Raw genomic sequence first — 26,954 nt, 5'->3', positions numbered from 1 at the left:
TCACTGCATTATCGTTCAAAACCTTCAGTCGACGGACTATCAGCACGCCTCTCTCAGGTTTGTAACTATATCCTTGTGCCAAATTTTAAAATCGGGTAATTGTTTGAACAATCTATATTAAACTTTTCTCCTTCCTTGTCGTTGTATAAAATGAATATTTTACAAAACCCCTCATTTAAATCTATAGATTCGGGAGAATTCCATGAGTTCTGATTTATTGAATAAAGCTTATGAACCGCATGACGTGGAGAAACGCTGGTATGATTTTTGGGAAAAAGAAAAGCTTTTTGAGGCTTTTGAAAAAAAATTAAAACCTTCATATTCCATAGTCATTCCTCCGCCTAATGTTACAGGTGTCCTTCATATGGGCCATGCTTTGAATATAACAATGCAGGATATTTTATGCAGGTACAGAAGATTGTGTGGTGACAATGTATTATGGATGCCTGGAACGGATCATGCCGGAATTGCTACTCAAAATGTAGTTGAAAAAATGTTACAATCCAAAGGATTAAGCCGTGAACAGCTTGGCAGGGAAAAGTTTATTGAGGCTGTATGGGAATGGCGAAAGGAATCCGGCGGAGCTATTATAAACCAGCTCAAAAGGCTTGGCGCTTCCTGTGACTGGGATCGCGAACGCTTCACCATGGATGAGGGTCTATCTCGTGCGGTGCGAAAAGTTTTTGTACAGCTTTATGAAGAAGGGCTTATTTATAAAGATAATTATATCATCAACTGGTGCCCCAGGTGCGGTACGGCTATTTCCGATCTTGAGGTGGAACACGAAGAGATCAAAGGTTCCCTTTATCATATACTTTATCCTTTTCCAAAAAAATCTGGAGGACTTATAGTTGCAACCACAAGACCTGAGACTATGTTCGGTGATACAGCAGTTGCAATCAATCCGGATGATGAAAGATATACGAATATTCCATCAGATGATGTTATTCTTCCTTTAACAGGAAGACATATACCGGTAATACGAGATACATATGTCGGTATATCGTTTGGCACAGGTGCCTTAAAGATAACCCCTGCCCATGATCCTAATGATTTTGCCATCGGAAGCCGCCATAACCTCCCTTCGATTAAAGTGATCGATGATAATGGCTCAATGACTTCCGAAACAGGACGCTTTGCTGGTATGGACCGTTTTGAATGCCGGGACGCAGTTATTAAAGCTCTTGTGGACGAAGGTTTTATGAAAAAGATAGAGCCTTATAAACATGCTGTCGGACATTGCTACAGATGCAAAACTGTCGTAGAACCTAATCTTTCCAAACAGTGGTTTGTCAAGATAAAGCCTATGGCTGAGAAAGCGATTTCTGCAGTCAGGCTCGGGGAGACCAGAATTATTCCTGATGTATGGACAAAGACATATTTTGATTGGATGGAGAACATCAAAGACTGGTGTATTTCCAGACAGATCTGGTGGGGGCACCAGATACCGGCCTGGACATGCGATAAATGCAGTCATGTTATTGTTGCTACCGATGTGCCTTTAAAATGCCCTGGATGCGGACATGACACCCTTACACAAGAGACAGACGTTCTCGATACCTGGTTCAGTTCCGCCTTGTGGCCTTTTTCCACAATGGGCTGGCCTGATGAGACGGAACTTTTGCACAAGTTCTATCCTACTTCGGTTCTGGTGACAGGATTTGATATTCTCTTTTTCTGGGTTGCCAGGATGATGATGATGGGCATTCATTTCAGAAAAGAGGTTCCTTTTAAAGATGTATACGTGCATGCCCTTGTCAGGGATGAAAACGGAAAAAAGATGAGCAAATCAAAGGGAAATGTGATTGACCCTTTAACAGTAATAGAAGAATATGGTACTGACGCATTCCGTTTTACTCTTGCCGCTTTTGCCGCACAGGGCAGAGACATAAAAATGTCTGAAAAACGTGTGGAAGGATATCGCCACTTTATAAATAAGATTTGGAATGCATCACGTTTTGTTATGATGCATATAAAAGATAGCAATTTTGATAAAATTGAGTTTAATCTTAAAAATTTATCACTTTCCCTTCCCGATAGATGGATAATATCAAGATTGAAAAAAGTGATTCATGAGGTGGCCGGATCATTGGATGAGTACAAATTCAACGATGCGGCGGGCTGTTTATACAGGTTTGTCTGGCATGAGTTTTGTGACTGGTATCTGGAAGCTGTCAAACCCGCCCTTTATGGAAATCAGGGCGAGGAACAGCTTACGGCTGCAATGAGTGTGCTTTGGCGTGTTCTGCATGATACGCTTTTACTCCTTCATCCTTTTATACCATTTGTTACTGAGGAGCTATGGCACAGGTTACCCGGCACGTCGGGTTCGATTATGGCAGCTTCATTTCCATCCAATGATTCTGATGATTACGGTATCGTCAATGATTCTGAGTCCGAATCCAAAATGAATCTGATTACGGAAATTATAACCGGAATCAGAAATATCAGGGGGGAGATGAATATTGCGCCCTCATTTTCTCTTTCAGCCATGGTACAATCGGTTGAACAGGATATTGTTGATACTGTAAATAGTTATAGTGATATTATAATTGATCTTGCCGGTTTGAAAACTCTTTCTGCTTCAGATTTTGTTGAACGCCCGAGCACATCGGTAACATCTGTGGTAAAAGGGGCAACTATATTTATTCCGCTTGATGGAGTGGTTGATTTTAAGAAAGAGATTGAACGCCTGGAAAAAGAGCTTAATAAGCAGACAAAAGAACTAATAACTGTTGTAAAGAAGCTTGGAAATGATGACTTCCTTACCAAGGCTCCGCCTCATATTGTAGACAAGGTAAGAGAAAAAGAACAAGTCCTTCGTGAAAAACAGGAGAAGATTGAGAAGAATCTTTATAGAATCAAAGGGATTCATGATGACAAGTAGTAACAGGTTTTATCATACACTCGATCATCTTATTGAAATATCATTACAGGAAGATATCGGCACAGGAGATATCACCACAGAAAACCTGATTGATCCTGACATAAAAGGCCGTGGGGTTTTGATAGCCAGGGAATCCCTGGTAATTGCCGGTATTGATGTGGCGAAAAGGGTGTTTGAAATTCTGGATTCTGACGTTGAAACTGAATCCAGGTTTAATGACGGTGATTCAGTTGTCGCTCAAGAGGTAGTCCTGTCAGTCGAAGGGAGTTTGCAAACACTGCTGATGGGTGAACGTACGTCTTTAAATTTTCTCCAGCGGCTTTCGGGAATTGCCACATATGTAAGGTCTTATTTGAAAGAGCTGGCCGATAAAGATGTTTGCCTTGTGGACACAAGAAAGACAACGCCCGGGTGGCGCGTACTTGAGAAATATGCAGTCCGTATCGGCGGAGCGAATAATCATCGCATGGGATTATTCGACGGTGTTTTGATTAAGGATAATCATATTGCAGTTTGCGGTGGTGTTAAAAAAGCTGTCGACCGAATCAGAAACCGTATCTCGCATCTCATGAAAATTGAGGTCGAGGTTTCTAATCTCTCCCAGGTAAATGAAGCTTTGGATGCCGGTGCTGATGTTATTATGTTGGATAATATGGATATCCCACAGATCAAGGCTGCGGTTAAAATAATAAACGGAAAGGCAAAAGTGGAAGTATCCGGAGGGGTTACAAAGGAAAACCTGGTAATGCTTGCCAATGCCGGAGTCGACATAATATCTTCAGGTGCGCTTACCCATTCCGCTGGATGTGTGGATATAAGCATGAGAATAGAGGCGGTTAATAGTTAATAGGTAACCGCTACAAAATATGATACCTATTAGAGATACAATATCTTCGAAAAACTATCCGGTTGTTAATAATGTCCTGATAGGGGTTAATCTTTTTGTTTATTTGGCAGGGCTCTTCCATGGCTCCGGGTTAAGCCGTTTTGATTATATATATGGCCTTGTTCCGGCCCGTTATTCCATTCCTCAAATAGCATCCTATTTTTCCTTTGGACAGCAGGCCTTATCATTGGTTTCATTTATGTTTCTCCATGGTGGTTTTTGGCATCTGCTCGGTAATATGTGGACCCTTTATATTTTCGGAAATAATGTTGAAGATCGGCTTGGTCCTTTGCGATATCTCCTCTTTTATCTTATTTGCGGTATGGCATCAGGTATGGCACATTTGATTTTTAATTTACATTCCAATATTCCTGTTATTGGAGCCAGCGGAGCAATCGCCGGAGTAATGGGCGCATATCTGCTTCTCCATCCATACTCTAAAATATTAACATTAATTCCTATAATTTTTATTCCATGGTTCGTGGAGATCCCGGCATTTTTTTTTTTAGGATTCTGGTTTCTTATGCAATTTTTACAAGCAACCGGTGGAGATTCGGCTGCCAGCGGCATAGCATGGTGGGCACATGTGGGTGGTTTTTTGTTTGGGATGCTTTTCTTAAAAGTTTTTCTTTGTTTGCCAGGTGCCGGCGATACCCATGGAATATCCCGGATTACAGCCAGGAAAAAAACTAATAAGCTGCAGGTGATTCGACCTGTCGGTTTTGAAAACGATCCAACCCTTTATGGAACGATTATCATTACACCTTATGAAGCGATTTCCGGAGCATATAAAATGGTCAATATTTCCTGGGGGTTTTACAAAAAATTATTTCGGGTAGTTGTTCCATCCGGAATAAAAGACGGGGGGGTGTTGCGTCTAAAAGGAGAAGGGAAAAAAAATACAGACGGTAAGGCGGGTGATCTTCTTCTTAAGGTGACTATCCAGGAATATTAAATTTGATTATCCGCTTGATCCGACAAGAGGGCGGTAACCAGATTTTTACCATGTTGCTTGGAAATATACATTGCTCTATCGGCTCGTTGTACAAAGGAGGAGACTGTCTCCTGGGGGCTGTATTGGGTAACTCCGACACTTATTGTGATTGAAACCGGTTTTCCGGGTACAGGGAATAATTGTACTGATTTTATTGCAGTCCTTATCCGCTGGCCGACAGTTTCAGCCTCTGCGATGTTGGTTTCAGGCAGGATGATAGTAAACTCTTCTCCACCGTATCTGTATGCCGAGTCCATGGTTCTTAGCAGTGATTTTATTGTACGGCCCATTGTAGCAAGCACTTTGTCACCCTCAAGATGCCCGTATGAATCGTTGTACTGTTTGAAATTGTCAATGTCGAGCAGCAGCAGCCCAAGCGGATGATTGTAACGTTTTGACCTATCAATCTCCAGTTCTATGGCATAATAAAAATGTCTCGAATTATGCAGCTTTGTGAGGCCATCCGTTATTGCAAGTTTTTGCAGTTTTTCAAGGATATGGTTACGGTGTTTTCTAAGTTGTCGCTCTCTTAATACCCTTTTTAACCTGAGCAGCAGTTCTTCTAAACGTACAGGTTTGAATACAAAATCACTGGCGCCTTTTTTTACAGCCTCTTCATAGGAATAATTTTCGCTGTAGCCGGTTATTACAATTATATCAGATGCGTACCTTTTTTTTATTGTATCTGTGAGTGCAAGCCCATCCATCCCGGGCATTTTAATATCTGTTATGACAACATCATATTTTTTATTTTTTAGCAAGTTAATCGCTTCTTCAGCATCTGCCGCCGTTGAGGAAATATATCCGGACAGGTCTATGTATTCACTTAGTTGCTGTCTTATATTAGCGTCGTCATCAACAATTAAAATATATTCGGCCATACTGTATGTTTTTTACTATAGTTGTCAGGCGTGTTGACAGGGTTAAAAATAATCTGCTACAAATAAATTTTCACATAAATAATTTCACTGCCTTATCGTTCGTCGGAGTAGGGGTTCAAGATTTTGCCCCCCTACCCCCTGACCTTGTGAAATTCAATTAGTTTGATAATAGATAGTTTTATAAAGGTATAGCTTTATATAAAGATAATGAAGCGTTGTGTCAAATTAGTTTAAGCTTAATATTCAATTTTATTTTCATGAAGTTAGCAAATTAAATGAAAAACATAAGAAATTTCAGTATTATTGCGCATATTGACCACGGAAAATCGACGCTCTCGGACCGCCTTATACAGGCAACTGATATTGTATCAGACCGGGATTTTAAGGATCAGATCCTGGATACAATGGATATTGAGCGTGAACGTGGAATTACAATAAAAAGTCAATCCGTATGTCTTCCCTATCAAGCAGAAGACGGAAAAATTTATTCATTAAATCTTATAGATACTCCAGGGCATGTCGATTTTACTTATGAGGTATCGAGAGCGCTTGCTTCGTGTGAGGGCGCTCTGCTTTTAGTAGACGCCAGCCAGGGTGTTGAAGCTCAGACACTGGCCAACCTTTATCTTGCGCTGGAACATGATCTTGAGATTATACCCGTGATCAACAAGATAGACCTTCCATCAGCAGATATTGAACGGGTGAAAAGTCAGATTGAAGAGGATCTGGGGCTCGATCCTGAAGCCGCCTTACTGGTGTCTGCCAAAGAAGGTACAGGGGTTTATGATATCCTGGAGGGAGTGGTCAAAAATCTTTTACCCCCGTCAGGAGATTCTGATGCGCCTTTAAAAGCATTGATTTTTGATTCACACTACGATCCTTTTCGCGGCACCATAGTTCATGTGCGTGTTTTTCAAGGGAAAATTAAATCCGGAGATATAATCACATTCATGTCCAATCGTGCGGAACATAAAGTTGAGGAGGTCGGACTGTTCCGATTGGAAAGAATCCCGCAAAAAGAACTTTCGGCCGGTCAGGTGGGATATATTATAGCCGGAATAAAGACTGTAAGCGACACCAGGTGCGGAGACACTGTCACCTTAAAGAAAAATCCGTGCGCAGCTCCGATGGAAGGGTTTAAGGAGACGAAACCGGTTGTTTTTTCCTCAATATACCCTGTGGCATCCGATGGATATGCGGATCTTGTCATGGCTCTTGAAAAACTGAAGCTGAATGATGCCGCACTTGTTTATGAAAAAGATTCTTCAGCAGCGCTAGGGTTCGGTTTCAGATGCGGTTTTCTGGGGTTGCTGCATCTTGAGGTCGTTCAGGAGAGGCTGGAAAGGGAGTATGGTCTTTCTCTTATACTGACTGCGCCGACTGTGCAGTACAAGCTTATAATGACAAACGGATCTGAAATGATAATCGATAATCCTGCTCTTTATCCGGAACCTGCTTCCATAGAATATGCCGAAGAACCTTTTATACGAGCGGCTATTATAATTCCTGACAGATATATGGGTGCAGTCATGCAGCTTTGCATAGACCGCCGGGGTATTAATAAAAATTATCAGTATCTTACCAACAACAGGCTGGAAATGATATTCGAACTTCCGCTGGCTGAAGTTATTTATGATTTTTATGATAAACTCAAATCAATAACCCAGGGATACGGGTCATTTGACTATGATATCATAGATTACAGAAAAGCAGATTTTGTAAAGGTGGATATACTGATAAACTCGGAGCGGGTAGATGCATTATCTAATATAATACACAGGGACAGGGCTGTTGAGCGCGCAAGAGTCATATGTGAAAAATTGCGGGATGAAATACCCAAACAGATGTTCAAAATACCGATTCAGGGGGCGATCGGAGGCAAAATAATTGCCCGCAAGACTATTTCAGCCTTCAGAAAGGATGTCACCGCCAAGTGCTATGGAGGTGATATTACACGTAAAAGAAAGCTGCTTGAGAAACAGAAAAAAGGTAAAAAAAAGATGAAGATGGTGGGCCAGGTTATGATCCCGCAATCTGCATTTCTATCAGTTTTAAAAACCGATAATGATTAAGGAACTAAGGGGACAAATAATGGGAAAAACAGTGGCAGAGAAGATTTTTGCTTCTCATATTATTGATAACCCTTCGGGAGATATCAATGTTATCAGGCTGGATGCTGTATTCTGTCATGAGATAACAACTCCAGGCGCTATTAATGATCTTGTTGCAAGGGGAAAGGATAAGGTGTTTGATCCTTCAAAAATAAAAGCAGTGATTGATCATGTCTCACCTGCTAAGGATTCCAAAACAGCCTTGCAGGGTAAAATTCTTAGAGATTGGGCCAAGCGCCATAAAATCGCAGATTTTTTTGATATCGGCAGAAATGGTGTCTGCCATGCGATTTTTCCTGAAAAGGGATTCGCCCGCCCCGGATACACCATAATAATGGGCGATTCGCATACATGCACTCATGGCGCATTTTGTGCTTTTGCGGCGGGTGTGGGCACTACGGATCTTGAAGTTGGCATCCTGAAAGGCGTTTGCGCCTTTCATTACCCGAAAACTATTAAAATAAATATGACAGGAAGCCTGGGAAAAGGGGTTTATGCAAAGGACGCTATACTCTCAGTAATAAGCATGCTGGGAGTAAACGGGGCCACAAACAGGGTGGTTGAGTTTGCAGGACCCGTTATCGACTCTATGAGTATGGAATCGAGGATGACTTTTTGCAATATGGCGGTTGAGGCCGGCGCAACATGTGGAATATGTTATCCTGACATGACAACCGTTGAATACCTATGGGAGTTTATACAGGATGAGTTCAATTCAAAAGAGGCGGCGCTTGAAAAATATATTGAATTTGCAGCGGATCCGGATGCGGAATACGAACGAATCATCGATCATGATGTAAGTAACCTGGAGCCGCAAGTGACATTTGGTTATAAACCTGACTTGGTTAAAAACGTTCAGGAAATGGAGGGAGAAAAAGTAGATCAGGTCTACATAGGATCATGTACTAACGGAAGAATTGAAGATCTTCGTATAGTAGCTGAAGTAATGAAAGATAATCGGATCAGCGATTCCGTACGATGTATTATTTCTCCTGCCACTCCACTGATATATCAACAGGCCATGGAAGAAGGTCTCATGAAAATATTTATGGATGCCGGAGCATGTATTACAAATCCGACTTGTGGAGCCTGCCTTGGAATGAGCAACGGAGTGCTTGCCGAAGGAGAGGTCTGCGCCTCAACGACCAACCGGAATTTCAATGGTCGAATGGGCAAAGGGGGCATGGTCCATTTAATGAGCCCGGCAACTGCTGCTGCATCAGCCATTGCAGGCAGGATTACAAATTCAAGGCTTTATGCCGCAGAATAATCAGGGGAACGTAATGAAAAATTTTAACGGGAAAGCGCTTTTTCTAGACAGATCGGACATTAATACCGATGAAATTATACCTGCAAAATATTTAACTGAAATATCAAAAGAGAGCTTAAAAGCGTATCTTTTGGAGGATCTTAAACTGGAAGGGTTTGATCCGGCGACTGATCTTGCAGAAAAGAGTGTAATAATAACCAGGGATAATTTCGGATGCGGCTCTTCACGCGAGCATGCTCCCTGGGCTCTTGAGGCTAACGGTATCAACCTTGTTATTGCTGAAAATTTTGCCAGAATTTTTAAACAGAACATGTTTAACTGCGGTATGCTTGCAGTTGAACTGCCATCGGAAACAATAGAGAAAATATTCAAGATGTTCGCAGACAAAGAGAGTATTGTTGAAATCGATTTAAAGAGAAACGCTATCGTTATCAAAGGAGACGGTCAGCAGGAGGAATTCATTTTTTCCATATCCGATTTTGACCGGACACTGGTTGATACAGGTGGATGGGTTGAATATGCGGACTCTAAATATTGACAGAATAAATAAAAAAAATATTATTCTGTTATTCGGCATGATTAGAGACAGGCACGAGTCGAATTAATACTTTATTTTCAAAATTCTGAGGTTCCTTGTTCTGCGGTTCGATATTCAAAATATGTGATCGAAGGACAATCCTCGAAAAGCGTAAACAGGTAAATGAAGGATGCCGGAAATTACGGTTTACCTATGTTAGTACCTTAATCCTGAAGTTCGTGTTTTTTTTTGCCAGAAAATTTATTTTGAAGGGCTGAAAACGTTGGACTCTTTAGCCGGGAATAAAAACGTAGGAGTTTAGAGGAGTTTAGGGACGCCCTTTATATTTACAGTTTTAGGCTTAAGGATCGATGAGATCATAGCCCTTTTATTGTACTACAGACCTCGTACTTTTATCAATATTAATTAGACGCTATGACATCTAATAATCTGAATATATTTATAATTAAAGCTATAGTGTAAAGCTGTATAAAAATTGGACACGGCAATTTTCATGCCATCGTTTTGTTTAAATTAATTCAATAAGTTAGTGGTAAAATTTATAAAAACATTGTCGAACTCAAATACCGGTGCTCTCCCGCTACTACATTGATTATAAACCGAGCATGTTTAATGTTTTAATTGAAAGTTAATATAGCTTTTTGTTACATACTGTTTATTTTTAATTCTGATTTGATGCTTATTTTTAAAACAAGCAAGGACTCATTTCTGCTTCTTGCTACCCAGTTTGGGAGGAAAAGATTATGAGAAAATCATCAGATTGGAATCAACCTTGCCCGAACAAAAATTGTAAGTGCTATGGGCAAGTAAACCAAAGAAATATTAGTTCTATCAGTACTTATATGACAAAAAGTGGTAAAAGGCGTATTTTTAAATGTTCTATCTGTGGCGAAAGATTTTCCGAAACACGTGACACTGCTTTTTTCGATTTAAAAACTGAATAAGAAAAGGTAATGATGACATTGAAGATGATCCTGGTAAATGTTGGAATAAGTGGAATCGCTTTCGTTCTTGGTATTAAAGAGGATACCGTTTTGTTCTGGTTGGATAAAGCATATAAAAACGCAGATGCAATTAACAAAGCGCTTCTCAAGGAACTTCCTGTAACTCATGTGGAATTGGATGAAATGTGGAGCTTTGTCAGGCGAAAAGTAAGTAAAAAATCTGAGAATACGAAACCTGAGAGCAGTCAAGAAGCAGAAGATGGTCGACAATGGATCTGGATCGGTTATGCTCCGCAATTCCGTCTTATTCTGGCTATGGTTGTTGGCCCCAAGACATTTGAAACCGCTCTTTCGCTCATTGCAATGACTGCTGGCATAGTATTGGGAGTTCCCTGCTTCTTTAGCGACGGGTTTAGCTGCTACTTCAATGCTCTGCTTGAATACTACCATGAAATAAAAATCTTCCCAAAAACCGGACAAAGGGGACGTCCGAAAGAGCCTGTTAAAAAGCCTCATTCTGAGTTGGTATATGGCCAGATGGTAAAAGAGAAAAAAAATGGAAAACTCCTCAAGATCACTTACCGCATCAGGTGTGGAGCAGAACGACTTGCTAAACTGGGGTTCAAAATAGGCACCAGTTTCCTTGAAAGATTGAACCTTACCATCAGGCAATCTCTCTCCTCTGAAACGAAAGACTCTTGGCTATAGCAAAAATAGAGAGAACCTTAAAAAACAAACTGTTTTCGTAACCGTTCACGGTTACAAGCGGCATAATTTCCTGTTTATAAATTGAATTTCAGGCCATCAGCGTAAGGCGGGACAGCTACTTTGGTGGATTCGTCGCTTACGCTCCTTAATCCACCCTACGGTTCAAGAGCAACGTAAGTTTGTAGGGTGGATTAAGAGAAGCGAATCCACCGAAACCCGCTGTATTTTTCAACCGTTAACTGTGAACCTATAACCGTGAACGGTTACCTGTTTTCTTTCAAGCATTTTATAACTTTGCTCGTCCACATATGAGTCTCCGGGAAAGGATTTGTGATTCTGAAGAACGTTTTCAAAAAAAATGGAATCAAAAAACTCCAGGTATGGCAGCCGGAATTACTGACCACGTTTGGACGTTTAGAGAACTCTTAACCCATCTTTTTGAATAAAAAAAACAAACACTATAATTACAGTAGGTTACTTTTTTAAAATCTTAGTTATGGCACTACTTTTATTTTTTTGATAGTTGTTTTCATCGTTCTGCCAGGGAGAGAGCTTAACCCTAAAGCAGAATATATTTTCTGTTGTCGTGATTCCGGTCGTGTGCTTTTTCTTACATGCACAACATTATCATTTCGGCACTGCATGGAAACTGTTACTCGATTTTGGCCTGCAAGTTGTTTTCTCAAATCAGACCAGCTACTGTTTATCCCCGTCTTTTTCAATCGGTAACGAATACTATGTATCAAATGGTAAGCGATGACACTGATAAAAATATGACCTGTCACCCGTTTTGTGATTTGGTGAAAAACCGGCCGCATCCCAAGCTCGGATTTCAGTGAACGAAAAACAGCCTCCAAATCCGTTAACATTGTATATGTACGCCATAGCGTAGCTTCATCAAATTCCATATGGGTTGTTCTGAGACAATATACTCCCGGCAAACTATCTTTTGTGTCCGCAAGCGTTTGGCGTGTCCAAAGGATCTTAACAGCGTTGCCATTTTTTTCGTTTTTAGATACTTCTATTTTATAATGCTTTGCAGCCTTGGAATATTGCTGTTTCAGACGACCTATTTTTTCCAGGACTTTATCGTATTTTTTTAGACATCCTTTTTTATGCAAGCCTGACTCAAGTTTGCTGACAGCCTTTTCAAAGCGAATGGTAAAGCGATCATTAATAGCCTGTTCTTTTTTTTCCCGCTTTGTAGAGTGACAATACAACAAAACCTCATCATTTTCTGAGTCAATAATTTTTTGCACTTTTACTGTGCAGTCATTGTCTTGTTTTACCACAACTGCTTCATCTTCATTAAATTCGCGATGATGTTTTCGGCTAACTACAATATATGGATAACTGTTTTCCCTGAGCCATTTAATATTATCTTCAGTGGCAATTCCGGCATCCATTACTATAGTCGCTTTTGAGGGCTTAAACAGCTCTTGGGATAAATTCTTTCTTTCCAAACCAACAATCATTTTTTTTAATGTTGACGGTTCACTTACATTACCCTCAAATACTTTGCTGCGCTTGGGAAAGCCACTGCTGTCCAGCACCAAAGCCAAAGTTACCAGTGGACAATCAGAACGTTTCTCTTTGGAATGTCCGCGTTTCCCCAGCTTGTTTGCTTTACTGCTGCCTTCAAAATAAGTGTTGGTAAGATCATAAAGGGTTATTGTCTCTTGAAATTCAAATAAATTCTTTTCTTGTAAGTATAGATGATTTTCTATGGCTTCCTTATTATTGAGAAGCTGATCAGAGATTTTATACATTTTGTATAGATTAATTTTGTTGAAATCATAATCAATTAATTCACCCAAGCCTGAAACATTCTGGAGCCAGTAATGAGTTGCCAGTTCACTACCTGGTTGACACATACGACCTATTATTGTACCGGTTGCTGCTGCGAGCTGAGGGCCATTGAATCCCAGGGCTTTTAGTTCTTCACCAAGTTTTAAAAAAACAAACGCTTCCAGCGCCACATGTTCACAGCTTACACTGCGTGGCCTGAACATTTCCAGGCTGTCTACATCTACCTCGCGATAATCCGGCTTATTATTTTCAGCTTTATTTTTGTGTTGCGCGTGAATAATCCGGGCTGCATAATTTTGAGCAAGCTCCTCTATTTCTTCAGAAATTTTGAAAAAACTCTGCTGGCCACTGATAATCTCCTGAATGCGTGAAGATAATTCTGGCCATTGATCCCGTGGCAGAGAAAAAGCCGTACCGAGATTAATTAATGTGTGCTGGCTGACTCCCTTTGCAGTTCGTTCGGATTGAACCAATCTATAGGTGTAATATTGTTTGCCATCTTTTCGACTTTTTATTGTGGTTCTTCTAATATACATGTTGCCCAATATAGGCGGATATCAATAAAAAGTCAAGTTATTTTTTTATTTTATGGCACTACACTGGTAAAGCCAGAGCAAATTATTTTTAACCTATTAAAATCATTCAAATTAAATTTTTGAAAATTCTAAAATGAGGCTTATTTTGAGCATTTGCCCATAAAACTCAAAAAGATGGGTTAACTGTAAAAATTGCTACTGATTTATAATCAATGTAGTAGCGGGAGAGCACCGACATTTCTAAATTCATTGAAAAGCTAATTACCGCAATCTTATTATTAACCAAGGAACTGATTTTATTTATACAACATTGATAACTTACTAATAATATTAATAATTTTAAGATTACCTTAAAATCAATGGTACCCCTACGCTTTTTTTAGGGGAGTGTGTTTCATATAAAAACATGCAACAACCTAACCGAACACTACTGAAAAAAAGTGTCTGATTGTTGCAATTTTCGAATTTTTTCAAGTCTTGCTGAAATAATACGCCATCCGTTTACCGAAAAAAATATTTTGGCTTAAAAACGATGCTCAAGTGGAGTGTTTTACATTATAGAATATGATTCGATCTTAAAACCGCTCAATTTAGGTAACTACCAGCTAAAGTATTAACTTTTTGATGCGTCTTGCAGCTAAGCTGGAATCTTTGGCAATTTTTGTTCAACTTATTATGTTTTCGATCCTGAAATGAATTTTAAAACAAATATGGAAATAATGATCTGCTTACCACAGGCAAATTAATTTCTTTCCATTTTCCATTTTGGCCTTTAGCTTTTCCATATGTCTTAGTGCAGCTAATTCTCTTTGCAGATCGTTTAATTTCAAATTAAGCTTTTCTGCAAGATCCTCTGCCTCAATCCCGCCTGTTTCCTCTAATATCTTCAGGATTTTTTCCTGGGTTTCATTTAAAAAGTTTTCTTTATCGGAAAAAGATTTTGCAGTATAAACTGCCCATGGATCACAGATTTTTGCAGGAGAAAGTGCATCCATGTAACAGTCTTCACATAATATCTGACCATGATATTCATATTTGTCGTCGTTTATAATTGTATTTCCACATTTTTCACATTTCATTGTTTTACCTCCTCATATTGTCCATGAACTCATATAAGTGTCCCTTTTGAATTGTCAGTAATCTCAATTAAAAGTTCATAAAGAGACCACCCAATTATAGCGAGACATTCCATATCAAGGTACTTTTCCGCCCTTTTTTCAAAAAGCAGGGAAGTCTGGGCGGGGAATTCATCATCTTCATCGTTAAAAAGCATTAGAATGGGAACCTTTGGCAGGGCATCAAATTTCATTGAAAGCTCATAGGTAAGATCAATATCAGGAGAACAGCCGCCAAGTATTTTGCCTGCTTTTTCAAGCATTCCAAGCCTTCCTGAGAATTTTTTTGCTATTGGCACTTGTGAATTATTGATAAATCCACCGACAAAGGGAGCTGCATCCCTGAAATCTTTATAAGATACCCAATCCTTTTGTGCTGGATCATTTTCAGGGCACAAAAGCATATATTTACACAGCACCACGCTTATTGCATGGGATGGCCTTTTGCCTGAAGGATTTTTAATTCCCTTTGGAGAGACCCTGTAAGAAGACCCGAAAAAATCTATAACAGCTTCATCATTATCGACTTCAATGCCAAGCTGATCTTTGATGGATTTAAAGTCAAGACCGGCAATTTCTGCTAAATAATTTTCATAAATTTTATCAAAGGTTGTTTTATTCATTTTTCCTTAATAAATCCTGTTTATCCATTGCTTTTTCAGTAGTGTCCGGTTAGGTTTTTGCATGTTATATGGGATAAAAAAATTAGAAAAATGTTCATTTTTTACTTGACAAACCAAATAAAAATTTTTTATCGTTTTGTTATAAAATATAATTATAACAAGAAGTTAAGACAAAAATGGACATATTCAATATCCCAAAAAAGAATTTTAATCCCCAATCTCATGCTCGATTTCTCAAACCTTTGCAAAAGATTTTTCCTGACACGCCACAGCTTAAATCCCGAGGTCACAGGCCATTGAAAATGACTTTTGAAGATCAGCTTCACGCACTGATATTTTTCCATCTACAAGAACATGAATCAGCTCGTGATCTTATTCAACACCTTAAAGAAGACGATTTTGCCAAAGAATGTGTCGCTCCAGATGGAGGGATCAGTCGTAGCAGTTTTTCCGAAATTATCAATTCTCGAGGGCTTGAACAGCTTGAATATGTTTTTCAAGCTCTTTGCAGCCAGGCACAAAATGCTTTACCATCAAATTATTCAGATCTCGGTGAACTCGTTTCCATTGATGGATCTTTAATTGATGCAGTTCTGTCCATGTACTGGGCTGATTACAGAAAAGGCGCTAAAAAAGCAAAAGGCCATTTCGGCTTTGATGTCAATCGCAAGATTCCTATAAAAATTCATCTGACAAATGGAAATGGCGCTGAACGCCCCTTTGTCAGGTCTATCCTTACAAAAGGCCAAACAGGAATCATGGATCGGGGGTATCAATCACATAAGGATTTTGATCTTCTTCAGGATGAAAAAAAACATTTTGTTTGCCGCATCAAAGCGAAAACAACAAGAACTATTATCAAAGAGCAGCCTGTTGATCCCGACAGCTATATTTTTTATGATGCTGTGGTTCTTCTTGGCACTCCTGGGGTAAACCAGACCAGAAAGCCGGTTCGACTGGTTGGTTATAAAATTGCCGGTGTCAAATATTTTGTGGCAACTGATCGTTATGATCTTACAGCCGAGCAGGTTGCAACCGTTTATAAGCTTAGATGGGATATCGAAACTTTTTTCAAATGGTGGAAGAAACATTTAAAAGTGTACCACTTGATTGCTCACAGTAGATATGGCCTGATGGTTCAAATCCTTGCGGGGTTAATAACCTACCTGCTTATGGCCATATACTGCCATGAACAGTTTAATGAACCTGTATCAATAAAGAGGATTCGTCAGCTTAGAAATACCATCCAGAACGAATTACGTACTGACGAAAAAAACGTATGGTCTAATAATCTGATTATCAAAGAGCAAATGCTATATGCAAAAACTTAACCGGACACTACTGGTTTTCAGAGACACTTTTTAATCACCTGCATTGTTTTGTAGGGACTACCCGATTGTTCGATATCCTTCTATCGATAATTTTGTAATGCGATTTTTTTTGCCGATTCTTAAGATCAAAGATGATCCGTTTAAGATCATATTCATGTTTCTCCACATAAGCATCCCTATTGCGCCATACTTCGGATATTATCTCGTCTTTATAAATCATTAGATACCTCTATCAACAATTCTAATGGTGTGCAGATTTCAGGGCAAATGTAACCAAAATCCGCGCAAACTTTTCGTATAACAGGCTTCTTTGTCGCATTGTTAATGTGCCTGCAATTCCAAGTTAAAAAATAATCCATTTTTTGCACCGCTGCAACAGCAATATGGATTGCATCGGCTTTTGCAGTAGCTGGCACAGCACGATTTTCAATTAATTTGCTCGCAAGGTCCTCTACCTCATCGTCTATCAAGAGTTCATGAATATCCTTCAACGAATACAATCGACGTTCAGCAGCCTCAGGGTTGCCTGATGAAGCCTCGGCAACAACAAGTTCTGATGTATAAAGATCATAATTCTGTCGGCACTCATCCCACCATTGAGCTGTAATTTGCTGCCATCCAGCTACTATCAAATCCCGGCTTGGCCGGCCGGTTAAATAACTTGGAATCGAAGTTTCGATGTAGACACAACTTTTCATTTGCTTTACACACCTGTATTTTAGGTTGAAATTAAAGGCTACTATAGTACTCCTCATATGACTTGATACCATCTCTAATAATATATAGGTCAAAGAGTATCAAGTCATATTAGGAGTACTATAACTTAAAGTGGGACACTTCTCGCCATTTTGGCTCTATGGCAATTCCAAAATCAAGCAAAAATTGAGGAGTTGCTAACTGGTTGAATTTATAGGCTGTCCCGCCTTAGTTGGTAGCCAAATCGAACGTCGCTAATCAGCCGCGCGGTTTTTTGCGTCGGCTGAATTAGCCTTGTTGGATTTTTTTTCTAATCGATTCACAATTATCCGAAAAACTGATCAACCTTTTTTTCAACGTTGCCAACATAGGCTCGGAATATTTGCATTTCCTCCTTGGAAACATTGTTAGCATGTGCATCTTTACGCATTGTATTGATTTTGTTTAAATTGCCGATAATTTCATTTTTATCTGGGCCAAGGATATTTTTAAAGCAGTCCCAATATTTTGAAATCATCTTTGGTAGATCAGAAAACAGTATTTTAGATTTGTTACCATCAAACAGCTCTGAAAAAGAAAGGGAGTTGTTTTTTGTCTTACGTGGTTTTCCTAACAAATCTAAAACCTTTCTATGAGCAATGGAAGAACCGAAATGAGCCTGAAGTTGCATCCGGCAAAGCGAACGAAGCCTTGGTTCTAAAACATTTCTTCTTTCGGATATCTCCGCCCACATTTCGCTTTGAGTTTGATTTAACTTTTTATACTTTTGCTTTGATGAAAGGAAATCACGGATTGTTTCAATTCGGAAGGTGTAGTTTCCTTCATTTTGTTCTACAATGCCATAACCTATTAAATGATTAGTATATAAAGGTGAAAGGTCAGCAAACTCTTTAAAGGTTTCAATGTCATCAAGAGAAAGATACTTTAACATTTCATATTCATCATTGAAATGATCATGCAGAACGTTCAGGATCATTTCCATAAAGTGGCTATAGTCCCGAATGAATGTTTTTTTTGCTTTTTCATAAACACTTTTATCAATCCGCACTGGGCGTTCATTTTTAGATATTTTGTTGATGACGCTGCAAACGTGTCTAATTAAATATGGATGCCCACCGAAATCCTCAGTGAGCTTCCCGTAGAGAATTTCATCAAATTTCATGCCCATTATTTTTCCTAATCTACGAACCATCTCTCTTGTTTGTGGAACATCAAATCGAGGTATATATTCAAGCGGAATTTGGCCATAAATTGGATTGTCTTTCCCATGGATACTTTCCGTTTCGACGCAAAGAGGATTTGTGCCTACAATTAAATAGGAAAAAGTTTTTGGCAGTTTCTGAAACAATGAACGTAACGTTTGCCAAAAAAATATAAAATCAAGTTCCGTTGTCCAATGTTCAGAAGGTGATACTCCAGGAGTTATATTTTCAATCTCATCAAAGATTAGAAGAATATTTTTTTCACCTAATTCCTTTGACATTTTTAGTATTATATCCTCAAATATTATAGGGGCTTTAGCTTCGGAATAATTATCCTCTGGCTGTAGCCGAACACTCAGTTTGTGCTGCTTTTTTATTTCTGTAAGTACATAGTTCAGAGCTTTGTTCCACCGGCAGCGATGGAAAGCAGGATTCTGACAGTCTATAAAAACTGATACTCCATTAATTTTATTCAGAGCCCTCTGGATGCCAAAGAGCACAGATGTTTTCCCGGTTTTTCGAAGGCCAAATAACCCTGAAACTTGATTGGATCGATGTCTAGTTACAAAACTGTGAACTAAATCATGTCTACCAAAAAAATATAAATCTTTTTTTAAGGGTGCTTCTGATGCAAAAAGATCCCTTGAAAAAAAATGCTTTTTAAACCTATTCCTGAAAAAAAATGAATCATCGATTTTTTCAATTAATTCTTGGTATGCGAAAGGTACTACTATTTGTGCTTCTTGATCATTTTTTAGTAATTCTGAAAGTTTATATCCAACATCGTCATCTTTGCTGACGATAACGCTACATATACGTTCTATCCTGAGGTTTTGGTGGCGGTTAATCGCGAGAGGGATGGCATCTAATGATCTGGGTTCAAATGGCACATAAGGGCTAAAAGTTAAAACAATTTCACGGTCAAGATTAAACATTTCTTTATACATATCTGTTGGTTTCACGAGAATATATCGATATACACTTTTTCCGACTACTAATTCCTTTCCAATACTTGTAATATAAAATTCTTTACCCAACCGCTCGATAATCAATTCTTCGTCATTTGTATAATATTCAGGAATTAATGCATTCGCATATAGGCCGCATTTTTTTACGCATATATGAAATAATAAAACCTGTATAAAATATATATTTAGTACACATATTACGTTTATTAGCAAACTTTTACACCTATTATGATATTAAAGTAAATATGATGCAAAATAAACAATAAACATAGATTCCGTCATGGTCCAAAAGCAAAATTAATTGAATGCCTAGAAGAGGCATTAATTTTTAAGTCAAAAAAGCGGCAATAATTATGCCAAATTAATAAAAAATATTATTTGCTTATTTATTTAAAGGGGGGGGTATCCACTTTACCCCTTATGTTATCATGGATGTATGGATACTCAAGATTCACATCCTGTTGGCGGAATTGATTATCCACGAACATTGCAAGAATTTGATGAATGGTTTGCAAGCGAAAAGGCCTGTCTTGGCTATTTGGAAACGGGTGCAATATGAAAAAGTTATTTTACCTTCGTTCCCAGGCTCTGCCTTACGCACCAAAAGTCACTAAAATATAATACTTTTTATGGGAAGAAGCAGATATAAATAAAATTATTGAGAGCGGTAAAACATATTTCATAACAAGTAGTGTTATAAACCGGCTTTTTTTGTTTGCCCTGCCCGCGCCAGCCGGAATTGTCATTGATTCGTTGAATTTTCTGCAGCAACAGCAAAGAATCAAAATTCATGCCTAGGTTTTAATGGAGATTCATTTTCATCTTGTTGTAACATCTACAAATATATCCAGTGAAATGAGAAAAAATAAATCATATACAGCAAGATCTATTGTCGCTTGACAGAAAGTCAATGGACCGAAATTTTTCTTGGAGCAGTTAAAGTTTTATAAAAAAAGCATAAAAATGCTGATTGGAACTATAGATTTTCAGATAATTACCTGATTTTAAAATTTGACACAAGGCCAGAGGGAGGTAGGGGGTCAAAATCTTGAACCCCTACTTCGATGACCGATAACGCAGTGAAATTATTTCTGTGGAAATCTATATCAGACCTCGTACTTTTATCAATATTAATTAGACGCTATAACATCTAATAATCTGAATATATTTATAATTAAAGCTATAGTATAAAGCTGTATAAAAATTGGACATTGCAATTTTCATGCCATCGTTTTGTTTAAATTAATTCAATAAGTTAGTGGTAAAATTTATAAAAACATTGTCGAACTCAAATACCGAGGTCTATATATAGAGTATATGTAATCGTTCATGGTTACAAGCGGCATAATTTCCTGTTTATAAATTGAATTTCAGGCCATCAGCGTAAGGCGGGACAGCTACTTTGGTGGATTCGTCGCTTACGCTCCTTAATCCACCCTACGGTTCAAGAGCAACGTAAGTTTGTAGGGTGGATTAAGCGAAGCGAATCCATCGAAACCCGCTGTATTTTTCAACCGTTAACTGTGAACCTATAACCGTGAACGGTTACGAGTATATTTACTATAATCCTGTTAAACGAGGGTATGTTGACAAACCTGGGCATTGGAGATATTCCAGCGGCTGTGGCTATATCGGGTTAAAAGGATTGGTGGCAGTAAAACCGCTGATCTAAAAAAGGCAGAGCCTTGTGGTATGCATTCCCCGGCAGAGCTTGGGAATGAGGGAAAAAATAATGCATTTTAAAAACAAATTGGCATCCTTAAAAAGCCCGGATATTTTAAAGCCGATTCTGGAAAGCAGATAAATGGACAAACGTCAGAATCAATCTTTGTGTCCTGTTGGCATTTATCCTGACTTGGGTTTAAAAACGGTTATATCGGGCTTTAAGACTGGTGTGTTTTATGAGGATTTTTGTTCAAGATTTGTGGTGGAGCTGAGGGGGCTCGAACCCCTGGCCTCATGACTGCCAGTCATGCGCTCTCCCAGCTGAGCTACAGCCCCAATCAATTTAAGGAAGTGACTATCAGAGAGGATAGTATGTGTCAATATCTATTTGTACTACTGCCATTGAATTTTTGGAATTTAAAAGAACTTTACACTTTTTTTTAAACAAACCCATCTGTGTTTATCTGTGTGCATTTGTGTCCCATTGCTGTTTTAAAAAAGAATTCCGGCATACCCTACAAAACTGTCGTCCGGTCTTTTGTCATAACTGGTAGCATATGCTGCCAGTTCGGTTTTTTTAACGCCGAGTTGGCGTGCAGCAGAAATAGTTGCGGCTACGGCTCCTGAGCAGCATGCATTGTGATTTTTTTTAGCCTCATTTAGTATTTTTTCCGGGTTCATTGACAGAACAGCGTCGATAAAGATGCGATCATTTTTATTGCGCACCCAGTCTATGGCATCGGGCCCGGTGCCTTTTGGCAAAAAATCGTAGTTGTACCCATAGTGGGTCAGATCTGTAGAGCCGATCAGTTTTACTGAAAGGCCGAGCTTTTGCGCGCTTTTAACAACCTCTCTTCCTATCTCAATGGAACTTTTTGTGGGTGGTACGCCTATGGGAAGAATTTTTACTTTATTAAAAAAGTATTTAATAAAAGGAAGCTGGAGCTCGATTGTATTATCCTGGGAAAAATCAGTCGCTGTTTCTATTTTAAAGGAAAATTTCTTCTCAAGTTTTTTGGCAAGTTCCGCTTCAATCTCTATTTCGCCGAAAGGTGTTTCCCATGTTCCGCCGCTCATAATATAACAGGGAGAGCCAGGGTGCAGGTGCATCCCGAAAATAACAAAAAGATCGGGATGCTTGTCCGCGGAAAGCGCCTGAATCACGCCGCATGCTATGCTGCCGGAAAAATACCATCCTGCATGGGGCACTATTCCGCCCTTTAATTTAATGGCAGAAGTATACTTTACTTTTGCTTCTTTCAGAAATTTATTTATCTCTTTTTCACATTCGGAAGCAGTCTCGGGATACCAGCTTCCGGCAAAAATTGCTTTTCTGGCAGACATGACAGCACCATTTTAGAAATGGGGGATGGTTCCGCAGGAGCGACCACAAGGGGCGCTCCTACTATTTGTTATTTAAATACTTCTGTGCATATTTCGCCCAGAGTGCCCAGATTTTTGCAAACATGGACGCCACAGGCATTAAATGCATCTATTTTAGCCCCTGCCGTGCCTGTTCCGCCGCTGATAATCGCTCCGGCATGTCCCATGCGGCGCCCTGGAGGAGCCGTTAATCCCGCTATGAAACCTACAACAGGTTTAGACATGTTGTTTTTGACGAATTCAGCAGCTTCCTCTTCAGCGGTTCCACCGATTTCACCTACCATGACAACACCTTTGGTCTCATCATCTTTTTCAAAAGCATCGAGTACATCAATGAAATTGGTGCCGTTAATTGGATCTCCGCCTATTCCTATGCATGTTGTTTGACCTATTCCCTGCAGGGTCAACTGATGCACAACCTCGTAGGTAAGGGTTCCGGAACGTGAAAGAACTCCTATAGGTCCGCCGGGTTTGTGCATCGGCCCGGGCATTATTCCTATTTTGCACTCACCCGGAGTAATGATTCCGGGGCAATTAGGTCCTATAAGGCGTGAACTTTTTGTGCCAAGGAAATTTTTGACCTTCATCATGTCCATTATCGGAATGCCTTCTGTAATGGCTATAATAAGGTCGATTCCGGCATCAGCAGCTTCCATAATGGCATCACCTGCAAAAGGCGGCGGTACAAAAATCATGCTGCAATTTGCGCCGGTAGAGGCTATTGCATCTTTAACAGTATTGAAAACAGGGATGTCATCCATTTTCTGGCCGGCTTTACCGGGGGTGACGCCTGCAACTACGTTGGTGCCGTAGATTACGCACTGCTGAGTGTGAAACATCCCTTCCCGGCCTGTTATTCCCTGGACTACCAGACGAGTATCTTTGTTAACGAATATGCTCACTTTTAGTTACCTCCTTTTGCGATCTCAGCTATTTTTTGAGCTGCATCCTTTAAATCGATCGCTGTAATAAGAGTAAGACCAGATTCGTCTAATATTTTTCGGCCCTTCTCAACGTTTGTTCCTTCCATGCGCACAACCACCGGGACGCTAAGCCCCGTCTTTTTTGCCGCCTGCACAACACCTTCAGCCAGCACGTCACATCTCAGGATACCTCCGAAGATATTTATCAGAATCCCTTTTACATTCTTGTCGCTTAAAATAATTTTGAATCCGTTTTCGACCATTTCGGCATCGGCTCCGCCCCCTACGTCAAGAAAATTTGCCGGTTCAGCGCCTGCAATTTTGATAATATCCATGGTTGCCATGGCGAGACCGGCGCCGTTTACCATATTTCCTATATTCCCGCTGCCGCCGAGATTAATATAGTTAAGGTTGTAGTTTGATGCTTCAACTTCAAGGGGATCCTCTTCGTCAAGATCTCTGTATTCAACAACATCTTTATGGCGGAAGAGGCTGTTGCCGTCTACATCCAGCTTTGCGTCGAGAGCTATAACATTATCATCCGCAGTGATCACAAGCGGATTTATTTCAACCAGGGAACAGTCGTAAGTTACAAATAGTTTATATAATTTATTGAGCATGGCGCTGAACTGCTTCATCACGGGAGGCGTCATGTTCAGCCCAAAAGCCGCTTCGCGGCAATGGTAGGCCTGTATGCCCTGAAGGGGATCGATGTAAACCTTGATTATCTTCTCCGGGGTGCTGGCAGCCACTTCTTCAATGTCCATGCCCCCGGCTTCGCTTGCCATTATAACTATCTTGGCGGTATCACGGTCAGGGATGAAACTGAGATACAGCTCCTTGGCAATATTAAGCCCCTGTTCAACAAGAACCTTTTTGACAAGTTTACCTTCCGGCCCTGTCTGGTGGGTAACAAGAGTCATGCCTATTATTTCATCGGCAAGTTTTCCGACCTCTTCATTAGACTGGGCAAGTTTAACTCCCCCTCCTTTCCCGCGGCCGCCGGCATGAATCTGTGCTTTGACAATAACAGGATAACCACCCAGCGTTTCGGCTGTTGTCATTGCTTCATCCGGGCTGAAAGCCACATTGCCTTTGGGTACGGCAATATCGAACTTTCTAAACAACTCCTTTGCCTGGTACTCATGAATTTTCATAGATATAATATCTCCTTTAATATTATTTTATTACACAAAGCATATCGCCTTTTGCAACATTATCGCCGGTTTCACAGTTTATAGATGCAAGTGTACCGCTTATCGGAGAGGGTAGAGCGTTTTCCATCTTCATAGCTTCCAGTATTAGCACAGTCTCTCCTTTTTCCACTGAATCGCCTACCTGTTTTTCAAAGCCTATGACAAGGCCGGGCATCGGAGCCTCTAATGGAGTCCCATCAACAGTCACTGCTTCAGGCTCTTCTGCTTCAGGAGCGGCCGCTGGCGCAGCCGCCGGAGCAACCGCTGGCGCAGCCGCCGGCGCAGCCGGAGCAGCAGCAGCCGGCATAGGAGGGGGAAAAGCCTGCATTTGAGGCGGATAACTTACTACCGGGGCTCCACCTGGTTCATCGACTTTAACCTCAAAGTATTCATCCTCTACAAAAACATTGAATGTCCGCGTATCTTTACCTTGCGGAGGAGCTGGTTTTTCAATCTTTTCAACCAGTTTTCCGGCTTTGGCTTTGGCGATAAGTTCCTCTTCTGCCTTGACCTGTTCCATTGTCCTTGGTTTTACTTCCTCCGGAGGCTCCTCTTTGCCATATTTCCATTCCAGAAATTTTTTGCCTGTTACAGGATAAATAGCGTAAAGAATTTCATCGTCAATATCTTTTGCAAGACCTTTTACATCTTCCTTTGCTTTAGCGAGTTCAGGTTCTATTACCTCAGCCGGCCTGCAGGTAATAGGCTTTTCTCCCCTTGGGTATCCTTTAAGCGCTTTTTTCTGAACCTTGGTGTCTATCGGGACCGCGGTTTTGCCGTAAAGCCCGTAGCAGAGATCTTTTACCTGGCCGGTTATCATTTTGTAACGTTCTTTTTCATCATCAAAGAGAACATTATTGACTGTCTGGATACCGACTATCTGGCTGGTTGGCGTGACAAGGGGTATCTGTCCCAGTTCTTTGCGTACTCTAGGTAATTCCTCAAAAACAGCATCTATTTTGTCGAGAGCGTCCATTTCACGCAACTGATTTACCAGGTTGGAAAGCATGCCGCCTGGTGTCTGGTGGAGCAGCACATTAATGTCTATGATGGAAAGTTTGGTTTCATCCAGCAGGTGCCTGTATTTCGGCACAACATCTCTTTCGAGGATTTCATTGATCTTTGCCAGTTGTTTGATGTTAAAACCGGTGTCCCTGTTTGTGCCCAGGAGTGTCATTACCAGGGGTTCTATAGCCGGATGTGAGGTGCGATAAGCATAGGGGCACATACAAGTGTCAAGGATATCCACGCCCGCCTCTATAGCCTTGAGCTGGGACATGGAGGCCATACCGGATGTGAAGTGGCTGTGAAGATGAATCGGTACGGATATACTCTTCTTTAGCGCTGCTATAATTGCATAAGCGTCATAAGGAGCGATAATGCCGGCCATATCCTTGATGCAGACGCTGTCCGCTCCCATCTTTTCCAGATCTTTGCCTTTTTTAATGTAATAATCGAGGTTATAAACATCTCCGCCAAGCCTTGGTTCGGTCATTGAATAGCATATACAGCCCTGGAAGTGTTTTCCGCATTTTTTTATAATCGGAACTACTGTTTCAAAATTTCGGTAATCATTCAACGCGTCAAAGGTTCTGAAAATATCCATACCGTTTGTTGCAGCTCGTTCAACAAAGGCCTCAGCGACATCATCGGCATAGTTTCTGTAGCCAACCAGGTTTTGTGCCCTGAGAAGCATTGAAAAAGGGGTTTTCTTGATATATCTTTTTAAAGTCCGTATTCTTTCCCATGGATCTTCATTTAAGAAACGGTGCATTGTATCGAATGTGGCGCCGCCCCAGGTTTCCAGAGCCCAGAAACCTACCTCGTCCATAAGCTCGGCAACAGGAATCATATCTTCAGTCCGACCTCTTGTGGCAAACAGGGACTGGTGCCCGTCACGGAAAGTCAGATCCATAATTTTTACCGGGTTTTTTGCTTTTGGTCTGTCTTTGTTGTATTCAATTTTTGTTGTTTTCAGCTGACTATGATCGTCCATATTTAAGTTCTCCCTTTAAAATAATAAAGATATTCTGCAAGTATAGACTTTAAGATAATAATTTTTATCTTAACCTGTGCAAAGCTTTCAACTGCATAAGGTTGCGTAACTGCATCTGCGCATGCCGGCCGCTTATACCCCACGATCTAATGGGAGCCGGAGCCGGGTCAGGTTGAGCGAATACGCCGTACATGGAACCACCTTCTTCCCCGGTCTTAATATAATTAACTACCGCGGCAAGAGCAGCGGCAATTTTTTTTTTGTTTTTCATGTTATCTCCGTTGGATCAAAA

The 26,954-nt window shown here is 40.2% G+C and carries 20 protein-coding genes and 1 tRNA gene; 8 read left to right on the top strand and 13 right to left on the bottom strand.

Translation table 11 applies throughout. The features are described from left to right. The first annotated feature begins 202 nt into the window (after window positions 1–202). Genes BuS5_RS14245 through BuS5_RS14235 form a run of 3 tightly spaced genes read left to right on the top strand, consistent with a single transcriptional unit; the run spans window position 203 to window position 4,728 of the window. Window positions 203–2,887, top strand: a complete 2,685-nt coding sequence (locus BuS5_RS14245; RefSeq protein WP_027353123.1) for a valine--tRNA ligase — start codon at window positions 203–205, stop codon at window positions 2,885–2,887. Beyond that, window positions 2,874–3,734, top strand: coding sequence for a carboxylating nicotinate-nucleotide diphosphorylase (gene nadC, locus BuS5_RS14240; protein ID WP_027353124.1), 861 nt, complete (start codon window positions 2,874–2,876; stop codon window positions 3,732–3,734). The genes BuS5_RS14245 and nadC overlap by 14 nt, the downstream gene beginning before the upstream one ends. A 19-nt stretch (window positions 3,735–3,753) precedes the next feature. Then, a complete protein-coding gene (locus BuS5_RS14235) occupies window positions 3,754–4,728 on the top strand; it encodes a rhomboid family intramembrane serine protease (RefSeq protein ID WP_027353125.1) in 975 nt (324 codons plus the stop codon). On the opposite strand, the gene BuS5_RS14230 is transcribed toward BuS5_RS14235, so the two are convergent. Next, window positions 4,725–5,648: a GGDEF domain-containing response regulator gene (locus BuS5_RS14230; RefSeq protein WP_027353126.1), complete on the bottom strand. Its 924-nt coding sequence runs from the start codon at window positions 5,646–5,648 to the stop codon at window positions 4,725–4,727. The two genes, BuS5_RS14235 and BuS5_RS14230, sit on opposite strands and share 4 nt — an antisense overlap. 275 nt (window positions 5,649–5,923) lie before the next feature. On the opposite strand from BuS5_RS14230, the gene lepA reads away from it, so the two are divergent. The 4 genes from lepA (at window position 5,924) to BuS5_RS14210 (ending at window position 11,219) form a co-directional block, all read left to right on the top strand. Then, the gene (gene lepA, locus BuS5_RS14225) at window positions 5,924–7,720 is read left to right on the top strand and encodes a translation elongation factor 4 (RefSeq protein WP_027353127.1); all 1,797 of its coding nucleotides are present in this window, start codon (window positions 5,924–5,926) and stop codon (window positions 7,718–7,720) included. 19 nt (window positions 7,721–7,739) lie between these two features. Next, window positions 7,740–9,029, top strand: a complete 1,290-nt coding sequence (locus BuS5_RS14220; protein ID WP_027353128.1) for a 3-isopropylmalate dehydratase large subunit — start codon at window positions 7,740–7,742, stop codon at window positions 9,027–9,029. 13 nt (window positions 9,030–9,042) lie between these two features. Further along, complete coding sequence (leuD, locus tag BuS5_RS14215; protein WP_027353129.1) at window positions 9,043–9,567, top strand: 3-isopropylmalate dehydratase small subunit; 525 nt, start codon at window positions 9,043–9,045, stop codon at window positions 9,565–9,567. A gap of 953 nt (window positions 9,568–10,520) precedes the next feature. Further along, a complete protein-coding gene (locus BuS5_RS14210) occupies window positions 10,521–11,219 on the top strand; it encodes a hypothetical protein (RefSeq protein ID WP_274427757.1) in 699 nt (232 codons plus the stop codon). Window positions 11,220–11,713: 494 nt separating this feature from the next. Here the strand turns inward: BuS5_RS14210 and BuS5_RS14205 are convergent, their stop codons facing one another. From BuS5_RS14205 to BuS5_RS14195, 3 genes are all read right to left on the bottom strand, one after another. After that, a complete protein-coding gene (locus BuS5_RS14205) occupies window positions 11,714–13,564 on the bottom strand; it encodes an IS1634 family transposase (RefSeq protein ID WP_274427756.1) in 1,851 nt (616 codons plus the stop codon). A gap of 728 nt (window positions 13,565–14,292) precedes the next feature. Continuing rightward, window positions 14,293–14,643 (bottom strand): winged helix-turn-helix domain-containing protein, encoded by a 351-nt coding sequence (locus BuS5_RS14200; protein ID WP_027355171.1) that lies wholly within the window; start codon window positions 14,641–14,643, stop codon window positions 14,293–14,295. 29 nt (window positions 14,644–14,672) lie between these two features. Next, a complete protein-coding gene (locus BuS5_RS14195; RefSeq protein ID WP_027355170.1) occupies window positions 14,673–15,302 on the bottom strand; it encodes a DUF3786 domain-containing protein in 630 nt (209 codons plus the stop codon). A 176-nt stretch (window positions 15,303–15,478) separates the two neighbouring features. Between BuS5_RS14195 and BuS5_RS14190 the strand changes: the two genes are divergently transcribed. Then, the gene (locus BuS5_RS14190; RefSeq protein WP_036019371.1) at window positions 15,479–16,633 is read left to right on the top strand and encodes an IS4 family transposase; all 1,155 of its coding nucleotides are present in this window, start codon (window positions 15,479–15,481) and stop codon (window positions 16,631–16,633) included. A gap of 34 nt (window positions 16,634–16,667) precedes the next feature. On the opposite strand, the gene BuS5_RS14185 is transcribed toward BuS5_RS14190, so the two are convergent. The 9 genes from BuS5_RS14185 to BuS5_RS14145 all read right to left on the bottom strand — a co-directional run bounded on the left by BuS5_RS14185 (window position 16,668) and on the right by BuS5_RS14145 (window position 26,933). Further along, on the bottom strand, window positions 16,668–16,853 hold the full coding sequence (locus BuS5_RS14185) for a hypothetical protein (protein ID WP_035265680.1): 186 nt from the start codon (window positions 16,851–16,853) through the stop codon (window positions 16,668–16,670). Then, the gene (locus BuS5_RS14180; RefSeq protein WP_027354330.1) at window positions 16,843–17,331 is read right to left on the bottom strand and encodes a type II toxin-antitoxin system VapC family toxin; all 489 of its coding nucleotides are present in this window, start codon (window positions 17,329–17,331) and stop codon (window positions 16,843–16,845) included. Before BuS5_RS14180 ends, BuS5_RS14185 begins: the two co-directional genes overlap by 11 nt. A 323-nt stretch (window positions 17,332–17,654) precedes the next feature. Further along, the gene (locus BuS5_RS14175) at window positions 17,655–19,712 is read right to left on the bottom strand and encodes a hypothetical protein (protein WP_274427755.1); all 2,058 of its coding nucleotides are present in this window, start codon (window positions 19,710–19,712) and stop codon (window positions 17,655–17,657) included. Window positions 19,713–21,424: 1,712 nt separating this feature from the next. After that, a tRNA-Ala gene (locus BuS5_RS14170) sits at window positions 21,425–21,500 on the bottom strand. A 156-nt stretch (window positions 21,501–21,656) separates the two neighbouring features. After that, window positions 21,657–22,508, bottom strand: coding sequence for an AmmeMemoRadiSam system protein B (amrB, locus tag BuS5_RS14165; RefSeq protein WP_027354328.1), 852 nt, complete (start codon window positions 22,506–22,508; stop codon window positions 21,657–21,659). A gap of 68 nt (window positions 22,509–22,576) precedes the next feature. Beyond that, window positions 22,577–23,449 (bottom strand): succinate--CoA ligase subunit alpha, encoded by an 873-nt coding sequence (sucD, locus tag BuS5_RS14160; protein WP_027354327.1) that lies wholly within the window; start codon window positions 23,447–23,449, stop codon window positions 22,577–22,579. Between the two features lie 2 nt (window positions 23,450–23,451). After that, window positions 23,452–24,627 (bottom strand): ADP-forming succinate--CoA ligase subunit beta, encoded by a 1,176-nt coding sequence (sucC, locus tag BuS5_RS14155; protein ID WP_027354326.1) that lies wholly within the window; start codon window positions 24,625–24,627, stop codon window positions 23,452–23,454. 22 nt (window positions 24,628–24,649) lie between these two features. After that, window positions 24,650–26,662 (bottom strand): pyruvate carboxylase subunit B, encoded by a 2,013-nt coding sequence (locus BuS5_RS14150; RefSeq protein WP_027354325.1) that lies wholly within the window; start codon window positions 26,660–26,662, stop codon window positions 24,650–24,652. A gap of 64 nt (window positions 26,663–26,726) precedes the next feature. Beyond that, window positions 26,727–26,933 carry a hypothetical protein gene (locus tag BuS5_RS14145; RefSeq protein WP_035265679.1) on the bottom strand — a complete coding sequence of 69 codons (207 nt, stop codon included), beginning with the start codon at window positions 26,931–26,933 and terminating at the stop codon, window positions 26,727–26,729. Window positions 26,934–26,954 lie beyond the last annotated feature (21 nt).

The organism is Desulfosarcina sp. BuS5, from assembly GCF_028752835.1.
Taxonomy (GTDB): Bacteria; Desulfobacterota; Desulfobacteria; order Desulfobacterales; family BuS5; genus BuS5.
Note: the sequence above shows the minus strand (reverse complement) of the source record. Positions and strands in the feature narration are given on the sequence as shown.